6 protein-coding genes are annotated in these 15,956 nt (G+C 62.9%); 3 read left to right on the top strand and 3 right to left on the bottom strand.

The features are described from left to right. Positions 1-105 precede the first annotated feature (105 nt). Positions 106-8,760 carry a retention module-containing protein gene (locus C1X29_RS10920; RefSeq protein ID WP_102717445.1) on the bottom strand — a complete coding sequence of 2,885 codons (8,655 nt, stop codon included), beginning with the start codon at positions 8,758-8,760 and terminating at the stop codon, positions 106-108. Between the two features lie 531 nt (positions 8,761-9,291). Between C1X29_RS10920 and C1X29_RS10915 the strand changes: the two genes are divergently transcribed. The 3 genes from C1X29_RS10915 (at position 9,292) to C1X29_RS10905 (ending at position 14,347) form a co-directional block, all read left to right on the top strand. Then, positions 9,292-10,650 carry a TolC family outer membrane protein gene (locus C1X29_RS10915; RefSeq protein ID WP_064383226.1) on the top strand — a complete coding sequence of 453 codons (1,359 nt, stop codon included), beginning with the start codon at positions 9,292-9,294 and terminating at the stop codon, positions 10,648-10,650. Between the two features lie 165 nt (positions 10,651-10,815). Then, positions 10,816-12,975: a type I secretion system permease/ATPase gene (locus C1X29_RS10910; RefSeq protein WP_102717444.1), complete on the top strand. Its 2,160-nt coding sequence runs from the start codon at positions 10,816-10,818 to the stop codon at positions 12,973-12,975. A gap of 10 nt (positions 12,976-12,985) precedes the next feature. After that, positions 12,986-14,347 carry an HlyD family type I secretion periplasmic adaptor subunit gene (locus C1X29_RS10905; RefSeq protein ID WP_102717443.1) on the top strand — a complete coding sequence of 454 codons (1,362 nt, stop codon included), beginning with the start codon at positions 12,986-12,988 and terminating at the stop codon, positions 14,345-14,347. 72 nt (positions 14,348-14,419) lie between these two features. Here C1X29_RS10905 and C1X29_RS10900 read toward each other — a convergent pair whose 3' ends face one another. Then, positions 14,420-15,013, bottom strand: coding sequence for a tRNA-uridine aminocarboxypropyltransferase (locus tag C1X29_RS10900; RefSeq protein WP_102717442.1), 594 nt, complete (start codon positions 15,011-15,013; stop codon positions 14,420-14,422). Positions 15,014-15,017: 4 nt separating this feature from the next. Continuing rightward, positions 15,018-15,911 carry a LysR family transcriptional regulator gene (locus tag C1X29_RS10895; RefSeq protein ID WP_039772530.1) on the bottom strand — a complete coding sequence of 298 codons (894 nt, stop codon included), beginning with the start codon at positions 15,909-15,911 and terminating at the stop codon, positions 15,018-15,020. Positions 15,912-15,956: the final 45 nt, after the last annotated feature.

The raw sequence follows: 15,956 nt of genomic DNA, 5'->3' as shown, positions 1-15,956 counted from the left end.
GCCGCCTGATCGTTCCCGCGCTCTGCGTGGGAACGATCTACGCGCAAAGAAAAACCCGCCGTCCCGATTACTCGGGGCGGCGGGTTTTGTCGTTCCAGCTCCGGCTTACACCGTATCCACCTTCAACGAATGATCATTCAACATCCCGTTGATGATCGTCGCCGTGTCATGCCCACTGGCAATCAAACCACCCGCCCCCGGCGTCACACCGTAGTGGCTGGCCAGGTTGACGCCGGCCAGGTCGATGGTCTGGTTCGGCGTGGCGCCGGCCATGGCGCTGACGTCGATGCTGGTCATGACCGAGGCGCCGCTGCCGGTGACGGTGAAGTGCAGGTAGTCATCCAGTGAGGCCGACGTGCCGTTTTCACCTTGCAGCAGTTGCGACAGATCGAGCTTGTCGGTGCCGGGGGTGAAGTCGGTGACGAGGTCGTGACCGCTGTTGCCCTTGAGCCACTGAAAGGTGTCGGCACCCGGCCCACCGGTCAGGGTGTTGTTGCCCATCCCGCCGATCAGCAGGTCATCGCCCCCGCCGCCGTTGAGGATGTCGTTGCCCAGGCCGCCGTTGATCACGTTGTTATTGTTGTCGCCGGTGAGGGTGTCGTTGAAGTTCGAGCCGACGAGGTTTTCGATACCGGTCAGGGTGTCTGTCCCGGCGCCAATGGTGTTTTGCGCACCGAGCAGGCCGAGGTTGACCGTCACCCCGGCAGTCGCGTGGGCATAGCTGGCGGTGTCGATGCCAGTGCCACCGTCGAGCAGGTCGTTGCCCGGGCCGCTGTAGAGCAAGTCGTTGCCGGCGCCGCCGTGCAGTTCGTTGTTGCCGGAGCCTGCGGTCAACACATCGTTGCCGTCGCCGGCGTTGATAATGTTGTCGCCGGTGCCGGCCACCAGTACGTCATCGCCCGAGGTGCCAGTGAGGGTGTGGCCATCTTGATAGCTGATGGTCACGTTCGCCGTGTCGCTGCCGCCGTGGTTGTCGTTGGCAGTGTAGGTGCCGTGATAGTCCGGGGTGATGTCGTGGGCCCCGGCGTAGTTGAGGGTCATGGTCAGCTGGTAGTTTTCCGCCGCGTTGACGTTGTTGCCCGTGGTGTTGCTGATGTTGGTGATATGGATCTGGTAGACGCCGTCGGACGATGCGGTCAGGGTTTGGCCGTCCGCGAGGGCGATGTAGGCGCCGCCGTTGATCGAGTACTCCATGGTGATGTGACCGGCCGCCAGGTTGTGGTCCAGGTTGAGGGTTTCACCCTGGCGCAGGTTGACGGTGATGCGGTCTTCATCGTTGGCGTTGGTGTTGGTCACCGCGCCGAGGTAACCGCTGACCACCAGCACGGCGGTCATGGTCGCAGCGTTGGCGCTGAACGAGTTACGCACGTTGGCCAAGTTCTGGTTGGCGGCGGTGTTGGCGTTGGTGCCGGTGAAGCTGATCGCGCCGGTGCCGGTGAAGTCTGCCGATTTGGAGATCCAGCCGGTGTTGAACGAGGTTGGCGTGGCGTTGAGCGTATCGCCATTCGGGTCGGTATCGTTGGCCAGCAGCAGTTCGCCCGGCACCACGATGTTGCCCGACAGCACGTTGGTGATGATGTGGTCGTCCGCCGCCACCGGAGGCGCGTTGGGGATCACTTTCACGGTCAGCGTCGAGCTGGCGAGATCGCCGTCGTTGTCGCTGAGGGTGAAGCCGATGTTCTCGGTGATCACTACGGCGGTGGTTTTCTGCGAGGTGTAGCTGTAGTCGCCGGTGTCGAGGTTGACCACCAGGGTGCCGCTGTTGTTGGTGGCAATGCTCAGGGTGTTGTTCACCGTGTTGAACGTGCCGTGGTTGGCGCCGCCGCTGGCGACCAGTGAACCCTGACCGCCGTTGGCTTTCGGGTCATAGGTGTAGGTGGTGCCGTCGACCACGATGGATTTGATGAACCCGCCATCGGCGCCGAACGTGCCGCCCTCGCCGATCAACGAACCGGTGACCGGCGCTCCTTCGACGGTGCCGGACAGCACCGAGTTGAGCTGGTTGAGGTCGGTGACCACCACCGCGTTGGTGTTGGTGTGCGTGATGCCGTCGTACGCCAGCGGATCGAGGTTGGCGTTGCTCACGCCGCTGCCCAGGCCGATCGCGTAGTTCTTGATGTTGTTGGCATCGAGAAACGCCTTGAGCGTCGCTTCGTCGGCGGTGCCGATGTCACCCTCGTTGGGTTTGCCGTCGGAGAAGAAGTAGCCGACGTTCTGTGCCCCGGTGAGTTTGCCCGAGGTGTTGAACGCGTTGTACATGGTTGCCACGGCAGCGTCGTAGTTGGTGCCGCCGCCCGCGCTGAGGCCGGCCAGAAGGGTCTTGGCCGTCGCGACATCGACCCACACCGAAGTGCGGTCGGTGGCGTTGCTGCTGAAGGTGACGAGCTGCACTTTCACATCGCCCAGATCGTCGTACTTGTCGAGCAAGGCGCTGATCGCCTGCTTGGCCAGTTCCAACCGCGACAGGCCCGGTACGCCGGAGGCGTCGGCCATGCTGCCGGAGATATCGAGGACGATGAGGATGTTGGAGTCGATCTCCACCGCCGCCACCGAACGATCTGACGCCACCGCTTTGGGCACGTCGTCGACGATGTTCACCACGATGGTGCTGGTGGTGCTGTTGCCCAGCGCATCGGTGGCTTTGTAGGTGAAGCTTTCGCTCAGGGTGTTCGGCCCGTCGTTGGCATTCGGCGTGGTTTTCGGCGCCGAGGTCAGGGTGTAGGTGTAGGTGCCGTCGGCGTTGAGCTGGATCTGCCCGTAAGTCCCGGTGGCGCTGCCGACCAGGGTGTAGGTGATCGCCCCGCTGCCGCCGCTGACCGAACCGACCAGCGTGCCGGTCGAGGTTTCGCCGGTGCTGCCCGGGTCGCTGCCGATGACTGTGCCGGGGGCCAGGTCTTGTCCGTCCTTGGTCAGGTCGAGGGCTTTTTCGTAGACGGTCACGTCCTGATCGGTCGAGGCCACGAGTTTGCTGTCGGCGACGTTGACGGTGATGGTGGTGGTGCTTTCGTCGCCGTCACTGTCGCGGATGGTGTAGGTGAAAGTATCGGTAGCGCCCGGCGGGCTCACCGAGTTCGGGTTGCTGTGATAGACCGCGTTGCCGGCCGCATCGAGGGTCAGGTAACCGTAGTTGCCGTTGATGTTGCTGTTGAGGCCGCCGATGGCCGAGGTCGCGGTGTTGCTGCCGGCGCGCACGCCGACCACGATTGCCGCGCCATCCGCGCCACTGACGTCATTGCCCAGCACGCTGATGTTGACTGTGCCGCCCTCCGCCACCGAGCCGGTGTCGGCCTTGGCGGTCGGCAGGTCATCGATGATGTTGACGTTGATCTGCCCGGTCGCAGTGCTGCCATCGGTGTCCGTCGCCACCACGTTGAAGTTCTCGGTGATGCTGTTGGCGCCGTTGGCGTTCGGGTGGGTTTCGTTATCGACCAGGGTGTAGCTGTAACTCACCACGCCGGTTGCCGGGTTGTAACCCGTGATGGTCAGCGTGCTGCCCAGCGGGGTGACGGTCGATTGCGGGAAGCCGGCCGCGACGCCGTTGGTCATCACGGCGATGCCGCCCACGGTCAGGGTTTGCAGACCGTCGAGCGCGGTGACGGTGAAGGTGCCGCTTTGGGTCAGTGCCGGGGTGTTGGGACTGGTGCCATCGCTGAGGTTTTTCTCGTAGACGGTGAGTTCGCCGCCATTCACGTCGAGGCCGTTGAGAATCACCGGATCGTCGTTGTTGTGGATGTTCAGCACCAGGTTGGCGGTGCTGGTGTCGCCGTCGGCATCGGTCAGGGTGTAGGTGAAGGTCTCGGTGCCGTTGCCACCGCCGTGCAGGTTTTTGAAGTCTGCATCGTTGGTGTTCAGCGTGTAGGTGTACGTGCCGTTGGCGTTCAGCACCAGGGTGCCGTAAGTGCCGGTGAAGGTGCCGGGGGTGATCGGGCCGGCATTAGGGCCGGTCGCCACCACATCGGCGCCTTGCACGTCGTTGGTCAGCACGTTGCCGTTGAGGGTCAACTGGGTTTCCGACGCGGTGCCAGCGTTGCTGTCGTTGATCGCCTTCGGCACGTCATCGACGATGCTGACCACGAGGGTGCTGGTGACGACGTTGCCCAGCGAATCGGTGGCCTGGTAGGTGAAGGTTTCGGTCAGGGTGTTGGCGCCGTCATCGGCGTGCGGGGTGGTGCTGGCCGGTGAGGTCAGGGTGTAGGTGTACGTGCCGTCGGGGTTGAGCACGATCTGCCCGTAGTTGCCGGTGGCGCTGCCGACCAGCGCATAGCTGATCGCACCGACCGCGCCGGTGACCGAGCCGACCAGCGTGCCGGACGCGGTTTCCCCGGTGCTGGTCGGATCGCTGCCGGTGACCGTGCCAGGGGCCAGGTCTTGCCCGTCCTTGGTCAGGTCGAGGGCTTTTTCGTAGACGGTGACGTCGGTGTCGCTGACCGCGCACAGTTTGCTGTTGGATACGTCGATGGTGATGGTGGTGGTGCTTTCATCACCGTCGGAATCGCGCACGGTGTACACGAACACGTCCACCGCACCCGGGCCGCTCACGGCATTCGGGTTGCTGTGATAGACCGCGTTGCCGTTGGCGTCGAGGGTCAGGTAGCCGTAGGTGCCGTTGATGTTGCTGTTGAGCCCGCCGATGGCCGAGGTCGAGGTGTCGGAGCCGGCACGCACGCCCACCACCGCGCCACTGGCTGCCGGGCCGTCGGCGCCGCCGATGTCGTTGTCCAGCACGTTGCCGCTGACGGTGCCGCCCTCCTGCACCGACGTCGCGTCGGGTTTGGCGGTCGGCAGGTCGTCGATGATGTTGACGTTGATCTGCCCGGTGGCGGAGCTGCCATCGGTGTCGGTCGCCACCACGTTGAAGTTCTCGGTGATGCTGTTGGCGCCGTTGGCGGTCGGATGGGTTTCGTTATCCACCAGGGTGTAGCTGTAGCTGACCACGCCCGTGGCCGGGTCGTAACCGGTGATGGTCAGCGTGCTGCCCAGCGGGGTGACGGTCGATTGCGGGAAGCCTGCCGCGACGCCGTTGGTGATCACGGCAATGCCGCCCACGGTCAGGGTTTGCAGACCGTCGAGGGCGGTGACGGTGAAGGTGCCGCTCTGGGTCAGTGCCGGGGTGTTGGGGCTGGTGCCGTCGCTGAGGTTTTTCTCGTAGACGGTGAGTTCGCCACCGTTGACGTCGAGGCCGTTGAGGTACACCTGATCGTCGTTGTTGTGGATGTTCAACACGAGGTTGGCGGTGCTGGTATCGCCGTCGGCATCGGTGATGGTGTAGGTGAAGGTTTCAGTGCCGTTGCCGCCGCCGTGCAGGGCTTTGAAATCGGCGTCGCTGGTGTTGAGGGTGTAGGTGTAAGTACCGTTGGCGTTCAGTACCAGGGTGCCGTAAGTCCCGGTGAAAGTGCCCGCCGTGATCGGGCCAGCGTTTTCGCCGACAGGCACGCGGTCGGCACCCTGCACGTCGTTGGTCAGGACGTTGCCAGTCAACGTGAGATTGGTTTCCGAGGCAGTGCCGGCGTTGCTGTCATCCACACCTTTTGGCAGGTCGTCGACGATGTTCACGTCCAGCGTGGCGTTGGCGGTGGTGCCGTTGTCGTCGACCACGGTCACGGCGAACTGCTCATTGAGCACGTTGGCGCCGTTGGCGTTCGGATGCGCTTCGTTGTCGACCAGGGTGTAGCTGTAGCTGACAACGCCAGTCGCCGCGTTGAAACCAGTGATGGTCAGCGTGCTGCCCAGTGGCGTGGTCACCGATTGCGGGAAGCCTGCCGCCACACCGTTGGTGACCACGGCGATGCCGCCGATGGTCAGCGTGGTGACGCCGTCCAGCGCGGTGATGGTGAAGGTGCCGCTTTGGGTCAGCGCTGGCGCATCGGGGCTGCTGCCGTCGCCGAGGTTTTTCTCGTAGACGGTGAGTTCTCCGCCATTCACGTCGAGGCCGTTGATGATTACCGGGTCGTCGTTGTTGTGGATCTGCAGCACGAGGTTCGCGGTGCTGGTATCGCCGTCGGCATCGGTGATGGTGTAGGTGAAGGTCTCGGTGCCGTTGCCGCCGCCGTGCAGCGCTTTGAAATCGGCGTCGCTGGTGTTCAGCGTGTAGGTGTACGTGCCGTTGGCGTTCAGCACCAGAGTCCCGTAAGTCCCGGTGAACGTGCCCGCCGTGATCGGGCCGGCGTTGGGGCCGGTCGGTACGCGGTCGGCGCCTTGCACGTCGTTGGTCAGGACGTTGCCACTCAAGGTGAGGTTGGTTTCCGAAGCGGTGCCAGCGTTGCTGTCGTCCACGCCTTTTGGCAGGTCATCGACGATGTTCACGTCCAGCGTGCCGTTGGCGGTGGTGCCGTTGTCATCGACCACGGTCACGGCGAATTGCTCGTTGAGCACATTCGCGCCGTTGGCAGTCGGGTGCGCTTCGTTGTCGACCAGGGTGTAGTTGTAGCTGACGACGCCGGTGGCGGCGTTGAAGCCGGTGATGGTCAGCGTGCTGCCCAGTGGCGTGGTCACCGATTGTGGGAAGCCTGCTGCCACGCCATTGGTGACCACGGCAATTCCGCCGATGGTCAGCGTGGTGACTCCATCCAGCGCGGTGATGGTGAAGGTGCCGCTTTGGGTCAGGGCTGGCGCATCGGGGCTGCTGCCGTCGCCGAGGTTTTTCTCGTAGACGGTGAGTTCGCCGCCATTCACGTCGAGGCCGTTGATGATCACCGGATCGTCGTTGTTGTGAATCTGCAGCACGAGGTTCGCGGTGCTGGTGTCGCCGTCGGCATCGGTGATGGTGTAGGTGAAGGTCTCGGTGCCGTTGCCGCCGCCGTGCAGCGCTTTGAAGTCGGCGTCGCTGGTGTTGAGGGTGTAGGTGTAAGTGCCGTTGGCGTTCAATGCCAGGGTGCCGTAAGTCCCGGTGAAGGTGCCTGCGGTGATCGGGCCGGCGTTGGGGCCGGTCGGTACGCGGTCGGCGCCTTGCACGTCGTTGGTCAGGACGTTGCCACTCAAGGTGAGGTTGGATTCCGAGGCGGTGCCGGCATTGCTGTCGTCCACGCCTTTTGGCAGGTCGTCGACGATGTTCACATCCAGTGTCGCGTTGGCGGTGGTGCCGTTGTCGTCGACCACGGTCACGGCGAACTGCTCATTGAGCACGTTGGCGCCGTTGGCGTTCGGATGCGCTTCGTTGTCGACCAGGGTGTAGCTGTAGCTGACAACGCCAGTCGCCGCGTTGAAACCAGTGATGGTCAGCGTGCTGCCCAGTGGCGTGGTCACCGATTGCGGGAAGCCTGCGGCCACGCCATTGGTGACCACGGCGATGCCGCCGATGGTCAGCGTGGTGACGCCATCCAGCGCGGTAATGGTGAAAGTACCGCTTTGGGTCAGGGCTCCCGAGTCCTGGGCGCTGCCGTCACCGAGGTTTTTCTCGTAAACGGTGAGTTCACCACCCTCGACGTTCAACCCGTTGATGATCACAGGGTCGTCGTTGTTATGAATCTGCAGCACGAGGTTCGCGGTGCTGGTGTCGCCGTCGGCATCGGTCAGGGTGTAAGTGAAAGTCTCGGTGCCATTGCCACCGCCATGCAGATTCTTGAAGTCCGCATCACTGGTATTCAGCGTGTAGGTGTAGGTGCCGTTGGCGTTGAGCACCAAGGTGCCGTAAGTCCCGACGAATGTACCGGGGGTGATCGGGCCGGCGTTTTCGCCGACGGGTACGCGGTCGGCGCCCTGCACGTCGTTGGTCAGCACGTTGCCGGTCAGCGTCAGTTGAGTCTCTGTCGCCGTACCGTTGTTGTCATCGAACGCTTTCGGCACGTCGTCGGTGATGTTGACGTCCAGCGTGCCGGTGGCGGTGTCGCCATTGCTGTCGCCGGCGATCACGGTGAATTGTTCGCTGAGGTTATTGGCACCGTCGCCCGCCGCGTGGGTTTCGTTGCCGTTGAGGGTGTAGCTGTAGCTGACCGTGCCGGTGGCCGGGTTGTAGCCGGTGATGGTCAGGGTGTTGCCCAGTTGCGTGGTGATCGATTGCGGGAAACCGATCGGCACACCACCGACGATCACGTTGATACCGCCGATGCTCAGGCTGCTCAGACCATCCGGCGCCGACACCGTGAAGCTGCCGGTCTGGGTCAGCGCGCCAGGGTTGGCGGCGGAACCGTCGGGCAGATTGGCTTCGTTGAGATTCAATTCACCACCGGCAACAGACAGCCCGGTGAGTGTTACCGGATTGTTGACTGGCGGTGGTGGTGGAGCGATCGGCGCGGTGTCGTCACCGTTGTCGATCACCGCGTTGTGGCGTTCTTCGGGAAACTCGGGAATGCCATTGAAACCGGCGGTGGGGAAACCGATGACCGGATCGACCCGGCCCGCCACTTCAGTCAACAACACGAAACTGTGACCGCCACCCAGTGCGCCCGGCGCGCCACCGGTGGCTCCGGGGCCGGCCGCGGTCGCTTCGGCGGATTGGGTCGGGTCATCGCCGGCGGCAATGGCTTTCTGGATCTGTTCGACGTCGGTCAGTTGCGACTCGCTCGGGGTCACCGCTTCCGGTGCATTGACGTGAGCCGCCTGATCGGCGAGCAACTGGCCGGTCATGGTCAGGCTGCTGTCGCGGCCGAGGGTCAGTTCCTGGCCGTTTTGCAGATGAACGGCAACCGCCCCCTCCGCCCCGGTGATCAATTGATCCCCTGCAAACAGCCGATCGCCTTCGACCAGTGCGCGACGAGTGCCGTCCGCCGACTGAGCGAAAACCTGACCAATGACTTTAGTGACGATCCCGATGAGCGTTGCCATGTGCATTCCTCCGCTGCCGACCACCGTCGGCGCTGGTTCGCGAAGCAGCCCATGGCTCAAGCGGGTTGTCGGGGCGACGCTCGCACCTCGACAGTTCGTTTCGCAGGTTGCGCAAATCCAGAAACGCCAGCGCCATCAGGCACTTGGAATCTCTGTTCGATGCAGCACGCCCACTAGCGCTACGTAACGGTGGTGAATCATCCGAGTGACAAAAAACTGTCGCTCATCAGCCGCTACGCGTCCCTCCCCTTTAGCAGTACTTCGCCGTATGTCGCAAAGTGAGTGGAACTTTCCTCAAGCCTTTCTGTGCTCCCTAAAGCGCATAAAACAAAGGCTTTCGAGTGGAACAATGTGCTGGATTTGGCGAAGCGCATAAGTTTTTTTTGGCATAACCCTTATGAAAATTTTTTCTTAGCTACGCTTCAGGATGTTCTTAGCTCTGTTGTTACAGGCATGAAACGCTTTTTACTAAAAATATCGTCAATAAATTGGCGACAGCGAAACACCATCAGGACTCAGGGAGATGCACCCATGCGCGTACTAACCCCCCTCTGCAGCGCGGTTTTGCTGGCCATGGCTTGCACTTCTCAAGCCCAGGCCATGAACCTCACCGAAGCGATCCAGAGCACCATCGCCACCCACCCGGAACTGGCCTCGCGCGTGGACGCGCGCCTGTCCGCTGATGAACAGGTGAAGGTCGCCAAGGGCGGCTTCTATCCGTCGGTGGATCTGAACGCTGCTTACGGGCGCGGCTACAGCGACAACACCAACACCCGGGCCTTCGGTAACCACCACACCGAAATCCTCAACTACACCCAGTCCGAGCTGCGGCTGCGGCAGATGCTGTTCGACGGTTTCAACACCGCCAACGAAGTCGAACGCACCAAGGGCGTTTCCAACTCGCGCGCCTATTACGCGCAAGGCACCGCCCAGGATTTGGCCCTGCGCACCATCGAGGTCTACCTCGAAGTGCTCAAGCGCCGTGAACTGGTGACCCTGGCCAAGAACAACCTGCAGGCGCACTTGCGCGTCAACGATCAGATCGGCCTGCGCACCGAGCGTGGCGTGGGCAGCACCGCCGACTCCGATCAATCGGTCGCCCGTAAGGCGCTGGCCCAGAACAACCTCGACACCGCCGAAGTCGATCTGGCCGACGCCGAGTCGAACTTCTACAGCGTGGTCGGGCGCATGCCCGATGAGCTGGAAACCCCGGCCTCTACCCGCGGCGAATTGCCCGCCACCTTGCCTGAAGCCCAGCAGAGCATGGTCGAGAACAACCCGTACCTGAAATCTGCCCAGGCCGACGTGCAATCGGCCGAGAGTCAGTATGAAGTTGCCAAGTCGCCGTTCTACCCACGCTTCGACGCAGAAGCGGCGGTCGGCGCCAACAACAACGTGCAGGGCGACGAAGGTCACGACAACGAATGGCGGGTCGGCGTGGTGATGAACTACAACCTGTTCCGTGGCGGCAGCGACAAGGCGCGACTGGCCTCCGACGCGCACCAGATCAACCAGGCGATGGACATCCGCAACAACGCCCTGCGTCAGCTCAACGAGAACATTCACCTGGCCTGGAACGCCATGCTCAACGCCAAGAAACAAACCCCGACCGCCCGCGAATACGCCGAAACCACCAAGCGTGTACGCGCCGCGTATCAGGATCAGTTCGGCCTCGGTCAGCGCACCCTGCTGGACGTGCTCGACAGTGAAAACGAGCTGTACAACGCCAACCGTCGCTACACCGAAATCCGCTACACCGAGGAATACTCGATGTACCGCGTGCTGGCGAACATGGGCCAGTTGTTGAGCAAGCAGCGCGTGGTGCTGCCGGCCGATGCGATTGCCGCGACCGAGGTGAAAAACGAAGCGCGCTTGCCCGAGCTGAAATAACCACTCTGCCGGAGCTGCCGAAAGCTGTGATCTGATCGTTCCCACGCTCCGCGTGGGAATGCAGCCCGTGACGCTCCGCGTCACTGGACGCGGAGCGTCCCTAGAGGCATTCCCACGCAGAGCGTGGGAACGATCAACTGAAGTAATGCCAGGGGAGCGATCAATATGACCAGCATGCAACCCGGTAACGCCGGGATCGATCCGCGGCTGAGCTTCGATGACCCGTTGCTCGACGGTCTGTTGATCCTCTGCAAACTCCATGGCGCGACGGTCAGTCGCGCCAGCCTGAGCGCCGGGCTGCCCCTGGACAAACAACGCCTGAGCCTGGACCTGCTGCCCCGCGCCGCCGCCCGGGCCGGGTTGCAGGCGCGCTTGTTGCGTCGGGAACTCAAGGACATTTCACCGCTGAACCTGCCGGTGCTGTTGCTGTTGGGCAACGGGCGTACGGCGGTGTTGCGACGTTTTGCCGAAGACGGCAAGGCGCTGATCCTGCCCAGCGAAGCCGACGGCGGCGAGCAATGGGTCAGCCGTGAAGAACTCACCGAACACTACAGCGGCCAGGCTCTGTTCGCCCGGCCCCGGCATGAACTGGAGGACTTGCGCTCACCGTTGGTGCCACGGGTGCAGGCGTGGTTTCGCGACACCCTGAAGCTGTCGAAATGGCTGTACAGCGACGCGATCCTCGCCAGTTTCCTGATCAACCTGCTGGGCCTGATGGTGCCGCTGTTCGTCATGCAGACCTACGACCGCGTGGTGCCGAACCAGGCCACGTCGACCCTGTGGGTGCTGGCCATCGGGCTGTTGATCGGCACCGGTTTCGAACTGGTGCTGCGGGTGGTACGTGCGCATCTGCTGGACACCGCCGGCAAGAAGACCGACGTGATCCTTTCCGCGACTTTATTCGAGCGCATCACCGGCATGTCGATGAAGGCCCGGCCGGCGACCATCGGCGGATTCGCCCAGAGCATTCATGATTTTCAGGGCCTGCGGGAATTTCTCACCGCCGTGACCCTGACCAGCCTGATCGACCTGCCTTTCGTGGTGTTGATGCTGGTGGTGATCGGCCTGCTCGGTGGCTGGCTGGTGGTGATTCCGCTGCTGGCGTTTCCAATCACGATCGTGTTCGCGATGATCATTCAGGCCCGCCTGCGCGACACCGTGCAGAAAAGCCTGAGCCTCGGCGCCGAGCGTCAGGCGTTGCTGATCGAAACCCTCGGCGGCCTGGAAACCCTCAAGGCGTGCAGCGCCGAAAGCGAGCGCCAGCACAAATGGGAAAGCACCCACGGCGCCCTCACCCGCCTCGACAGCCACGCCCGTAATCTCTCGGCGCTGGCCACCAATGGCACACTGTTCATCCAGCAGTTTTCGGGGATGGCGACGATTGTGGCCGGGGTCTACAGCATCATCGCCGGCAACCTCAGCGTCGGCGCACTGGTGGCCACTTACATGCTCGGCAGCCGCGTGCTCGCGCCGCTGGGCCAGATCGCCGGGCTGATCACCCGCTACCAGCAAGCGCAACTGACCATGAAAAGCACCGACGCGCTGATGTCCCTGCCTCAGGAGCGCGACGGCAAACAACGGCCACTGGAGCGCACGCAACTGCAAGGCGCGCTGGACGCCAACGCGGTGACCTTCCACTACAACGGCCAGAACGCGCCGGCCCTGAGCAACGTCAGCTTCAGCGTCAAACCCGGCGAGCGGATCGGTATCATCGGCCGCAGCGGCTCGGGCAAAAGCACCCTGGCGCGGCTGGTGATGGGCTTCTACGAACCGGAAGAAGGCCAGCTGCTGCTCGACGGCCTCGACCTGCGGCAGCTGGATGTCGCCGACCTGCGCCAGCAGATCGGTTACGTCGCCCATGACCTGCCGCTGCTGGCCGGCAGTCTGCGCGACAACCTGACCCTCGGCGCGCGCTACATCAGCGATTCGCGGATGCTTGAAGTGGCCGAACTGACCGGCGTTACCGAGCTTGCACGGCAGCACCCGCAAGGCTTCGACCGGCCGGTTGGCGAGCGCGGGCAATTGCTCTCCGGCGGCCAGCGCCAGGCGGTGTTACTGGCGCGGGCGCTGCTGCTAGACCCGCCGATCATGCTGCTCGACGAACCCACCAGCGCCATGGACAACAGCAGCGAAGACGTCCTGCGCCAGAAGCTGCACGGCTGGGTGCAGGGCAAAACCTTGTTGCTGGTCACCCACCGCACCTCGATGCTGAGCCTGGTGGACCGGTTGCTGGTGCTGGACAACGGCCGGATCGTCGCCGACGGTCCGAAAGAAGCGGTCATCGATGCACTGCGCAAGGGCCGGGTCGGCTCGGCAGCGGTCTAGGAGTTGCCCCATGTCTGCTTCTTCCTCTTCAAAACCGCGCGGCTACTTCGACAGTTTCGGTAAAAGCGCCGAAGCCGAATTCATGCCGGAAACCGCCGGCGCCTCGTTGCAGGATTCGCCGCGCTGGTCGCGGATCACCGTGTGGCTGGCGGCGGCACTGCTGATCAGTGCGCTGGTCTGGGCCAAGTTCGCCGTGCTCCAGGAAGTGACCATGGGCGAAGGCAAGGCGATTCCGTCGAGCAAGGTCCAGGTGATCCAGAACCTCGAGGGCGGGATCGTCACCGAGATCTTCGTCCGTGAAGGGCAAATGGTCAGCAAGGGCGACACCTTGCTGCGTCTGGATGACACGCGGTTTCTGTCGAACAAGGGTGAGAGCGAGGCCGATCGTTATGCCCTGACCGCGCAGGTCGAACGCTTGTCCGCCGAGGCCGAGGGCCGGCCGTTCAAGCTCTCGGACGAGGTGATTTCCAAGGCCCCGCAAGTCGCCGAGGACGAGCGCTCGCTTTACGAGCAACGGCAACGGCGGCTGGCCAGTGAGCAACGCACCCTCAGCGAACAACTGCGGCAGAAGGCGCAGGAGCTGGCGGAATTTCGGTCGAAACAGGGGCAATACAGTTCGAGCCTGGCGCTGCTGCAACAGGAAATGAACATGTCGGAACCGCTGGTGAAAACCGGCGCGGTTTCGCCCGTGGAGATTCTCCGCCTGCGTCGTAGCGCAGTGGAAATTCGCGGTTCGTTGAATGCCACGACGCTCGCCATTCCCCGGGCCGAATCGGCGATCAACGAGATCAAGAGCAAGATCGACGAATCGGAACAGACCTTCCGCTCCGAGGCGGCCAAGGAGCTCAACGAGAAACGCACCGACCTGTCGAAAATCACCGCGTCGAGCATCGCCATCGACGACCGCGTCAGCCGCACCACCGTGACTTCGCCGGTACGCGGGGTTATCAAGCAGATGAAGGTCAACACCATCGGCGGCGTGGTGCAGCCGGGCAGCGACATGGTGGAAATCGTGCCGCTGGAAGACAACCTGTTGATCGAAGCCAAGGTCCGGCCGCAGGACGTGGCGTTTCTGCATCCGGGCCAGAAAGCCATGGTCAAGTTCAGCGCCTACGACTACACGATCTACGGCGGGCTCAGCGCCAAACTTGAGCTGATCGGCGCCGACACCATCACTGACGACAAGGGCAACAGCTTCTACCTGATCCAGGTGCGAACCGACAAAAACCATTTGGGCGGGGATGTGAAACCGCTGCTGATCATTCCGGGGATGGTGGCGACGGTGGACATCATCACCGGAGAAAAAAGCGTGCTGGATTACCTGCTCAAACCGGTGCTGAAGGCCCGGACCGAGGCGATGCGCGAACGCTAGTGATTGATCGCTCTCACATTGATCGTTCCCACGCTCTGCGTAGGAACGATCAGGCGATCAGTACCCGTCCGATCAGCCTCCGTGATTCTTCTGGAAAGTCTCCTCCCCCATCGCCGCAATCTGCCCCTCGATCAACGCCTCGAACGGCTTGAGCAACGGATCGAAAGAGACCGGCGCTTCCAGCGTCTGCAACGCCTGAACAATCGCTTCGATCGTCGACAACGCCCCCGGCCCCGGTGCCTTGCGCAGCCGATACCGCGACACCCCACCCTCCGCCAAAGTCACCCGTGGCAACGCCGCCAGCAGCGGATTGAGGTGCAGCATCTTGCGCGCCTTGCGCCACGTGCCATCCGGCACCACCAGCAACAGCGGTTCATCGGACGCGGCGTAAGCCTGCATCGGTTGCGCATCGTCCGCCGGAAACAACAACCGCGCCCGATACCCCGGCCGGTTCAGCAGCGCGGGCAGATCCTCGAACACTTCGCCAACAATCAGCTCGGCATTGTTCAAACCGAGCGCCGCCAGCCGAGCCGTGTTGAGCGCGTGATTGACCTCGCTCGGGTGCTGCAACAGCAACACCCGGGTGCGGCTGTCGAGGCTGGGGATCAGCGGGCAAAGGCAATGGGTTTGTGGGCGCAGGCAGCGCGGGCATTGGGGTCTGGACATGTTCTCAGGCCTGATTGAGCTGCGCTTTGAGCAGGTCGCGGAAAGTCTGGATCAGCGGCTCGCGGCTGCGGCCACGGCGCATGATCATGGAAAACGGTGCCTGATAACCGAAGGTCGCCGGCAGCAAAACCCGCAGGTCGCCCTTGTCGGCCCAGGCCTGGGCGTAGTGCTCCGGCAGGTAACCGATGTAGGCGCCGGACAGCACCAGAATCAGCTGCGCTTCCATACTTTCCACGGTCGCGGCGCTGTGTTTGAAGCCGTGGCGCGCCAGTTCGGCCTGGCTCCAGTAACCACGCCCGACCATGCGTTGCTGGGTAATGACCTGCTCGGGAATCCGCCGTTCGTTGAACAGCGGGTGACGGTTGCTGCAGTACAACCAGTGCTGCTCGCGGTACAGCGGCATGTACACCAGACCGCTCATGCGCGTGGAGAATGCACCGATGGCCAGATCGAGGCGGTTGTCCTGCACGCCGAGTTGCAGTTCATACGGGCTCATCACCGACAAGTGCAAATGCACCGCCGGGTGTTCCTGGCTGTAGGCACCGATGGCTTCGGCGAACGGCAGGGCCTTGTCGCTGACCGTCGAGTCGATCACCCCGAGGTTGAGCGTGCCGCGCAATTCGCCCTTGAGCGCTGCTGCGTATTGCTCGAAACCTTCGAGTTCGGCCAGCAGACGCAGGGTTTCCTGGTGGAACAGTTCGCCCTTGCTGGTCAGGCTGAAACCACCGCGCCCGCGATGGCATAGCACCAGACCGAGCGCGGCTTCGAGCTGACTCATGTAGGTGCTGATCGCCGAGGTCGACAGGTTGAGTTCCTGCTGCGCGTTGGCAAACCCCTGATGACGCACGACGCTGACGAAGATGCGCAACAGTTTCAGGTCGGGTAAAGCGTTGGCCATGTCTACTCCGGGCTTTGGAACTGTGTTGTCTGGTAAATCCACCCC

Origin of the sequence: Pseudomonas sp. GW456-12-10-14-LB2 (assembly GCF_002884345.1) — a bacterium.
GTDB classification, from domain to species: domain Bacteria; phylum Pseudomonadota; class Gammaproteobacteria; order Pseudomonadales; family Pseudomonadaceae; genus Aquipseudomonas; species Aquipseudomonas paraglycinae.
Note: the sequence above shows the minus strand (reverse complement) of the source record. Positions and strands in the feature narration are given on the sequence as shown.

Coding starts and splice junctions, on each gene's coding strand:
- C1X29_RS10915 (WP_064383226.1), top strand. CDS start 9,292: ATGCGCGTACTAACCCCCCTCTGCAGCGCGGTTTTGCTGGCCATGGCT.
- C1X29_RS10895 (WP_039772530.1), bottom strand. CDS start 15,911: ATGGCCAACGCTTTACCCGACCTGAAACTGTTGCGCATCTTCGTCAGC.
- C1X29_RS10910 (WP_102717444.1), top strand. CDS start 10,816: ATGACCAGCATGCAACCCGGTAACGCCGGGATCGATCCGCGGCTGAGC.
- C1X29_RS10920 (WP_102717445.1), bottom strand. CDS start 8,760: ATGGCAACGCTCATCGGGATCGTCACTAAAGTCATTGGTCAGGTTTTC.
- C1X29_RS10900 (WP_102717442.1), bottom strand. CDS start 15,013: ATGTCCAGACCCCAATGCCCGCGCTGCCTGCGCCCACAAACCCATTGC.
- C1X29_RS10905 (WP_102717443.1), top strand. CDS start 12,986: ATGTCTGCTTCTTCCTCTTCAAAACCGCGCGGCTACTTCGACAGTTTC.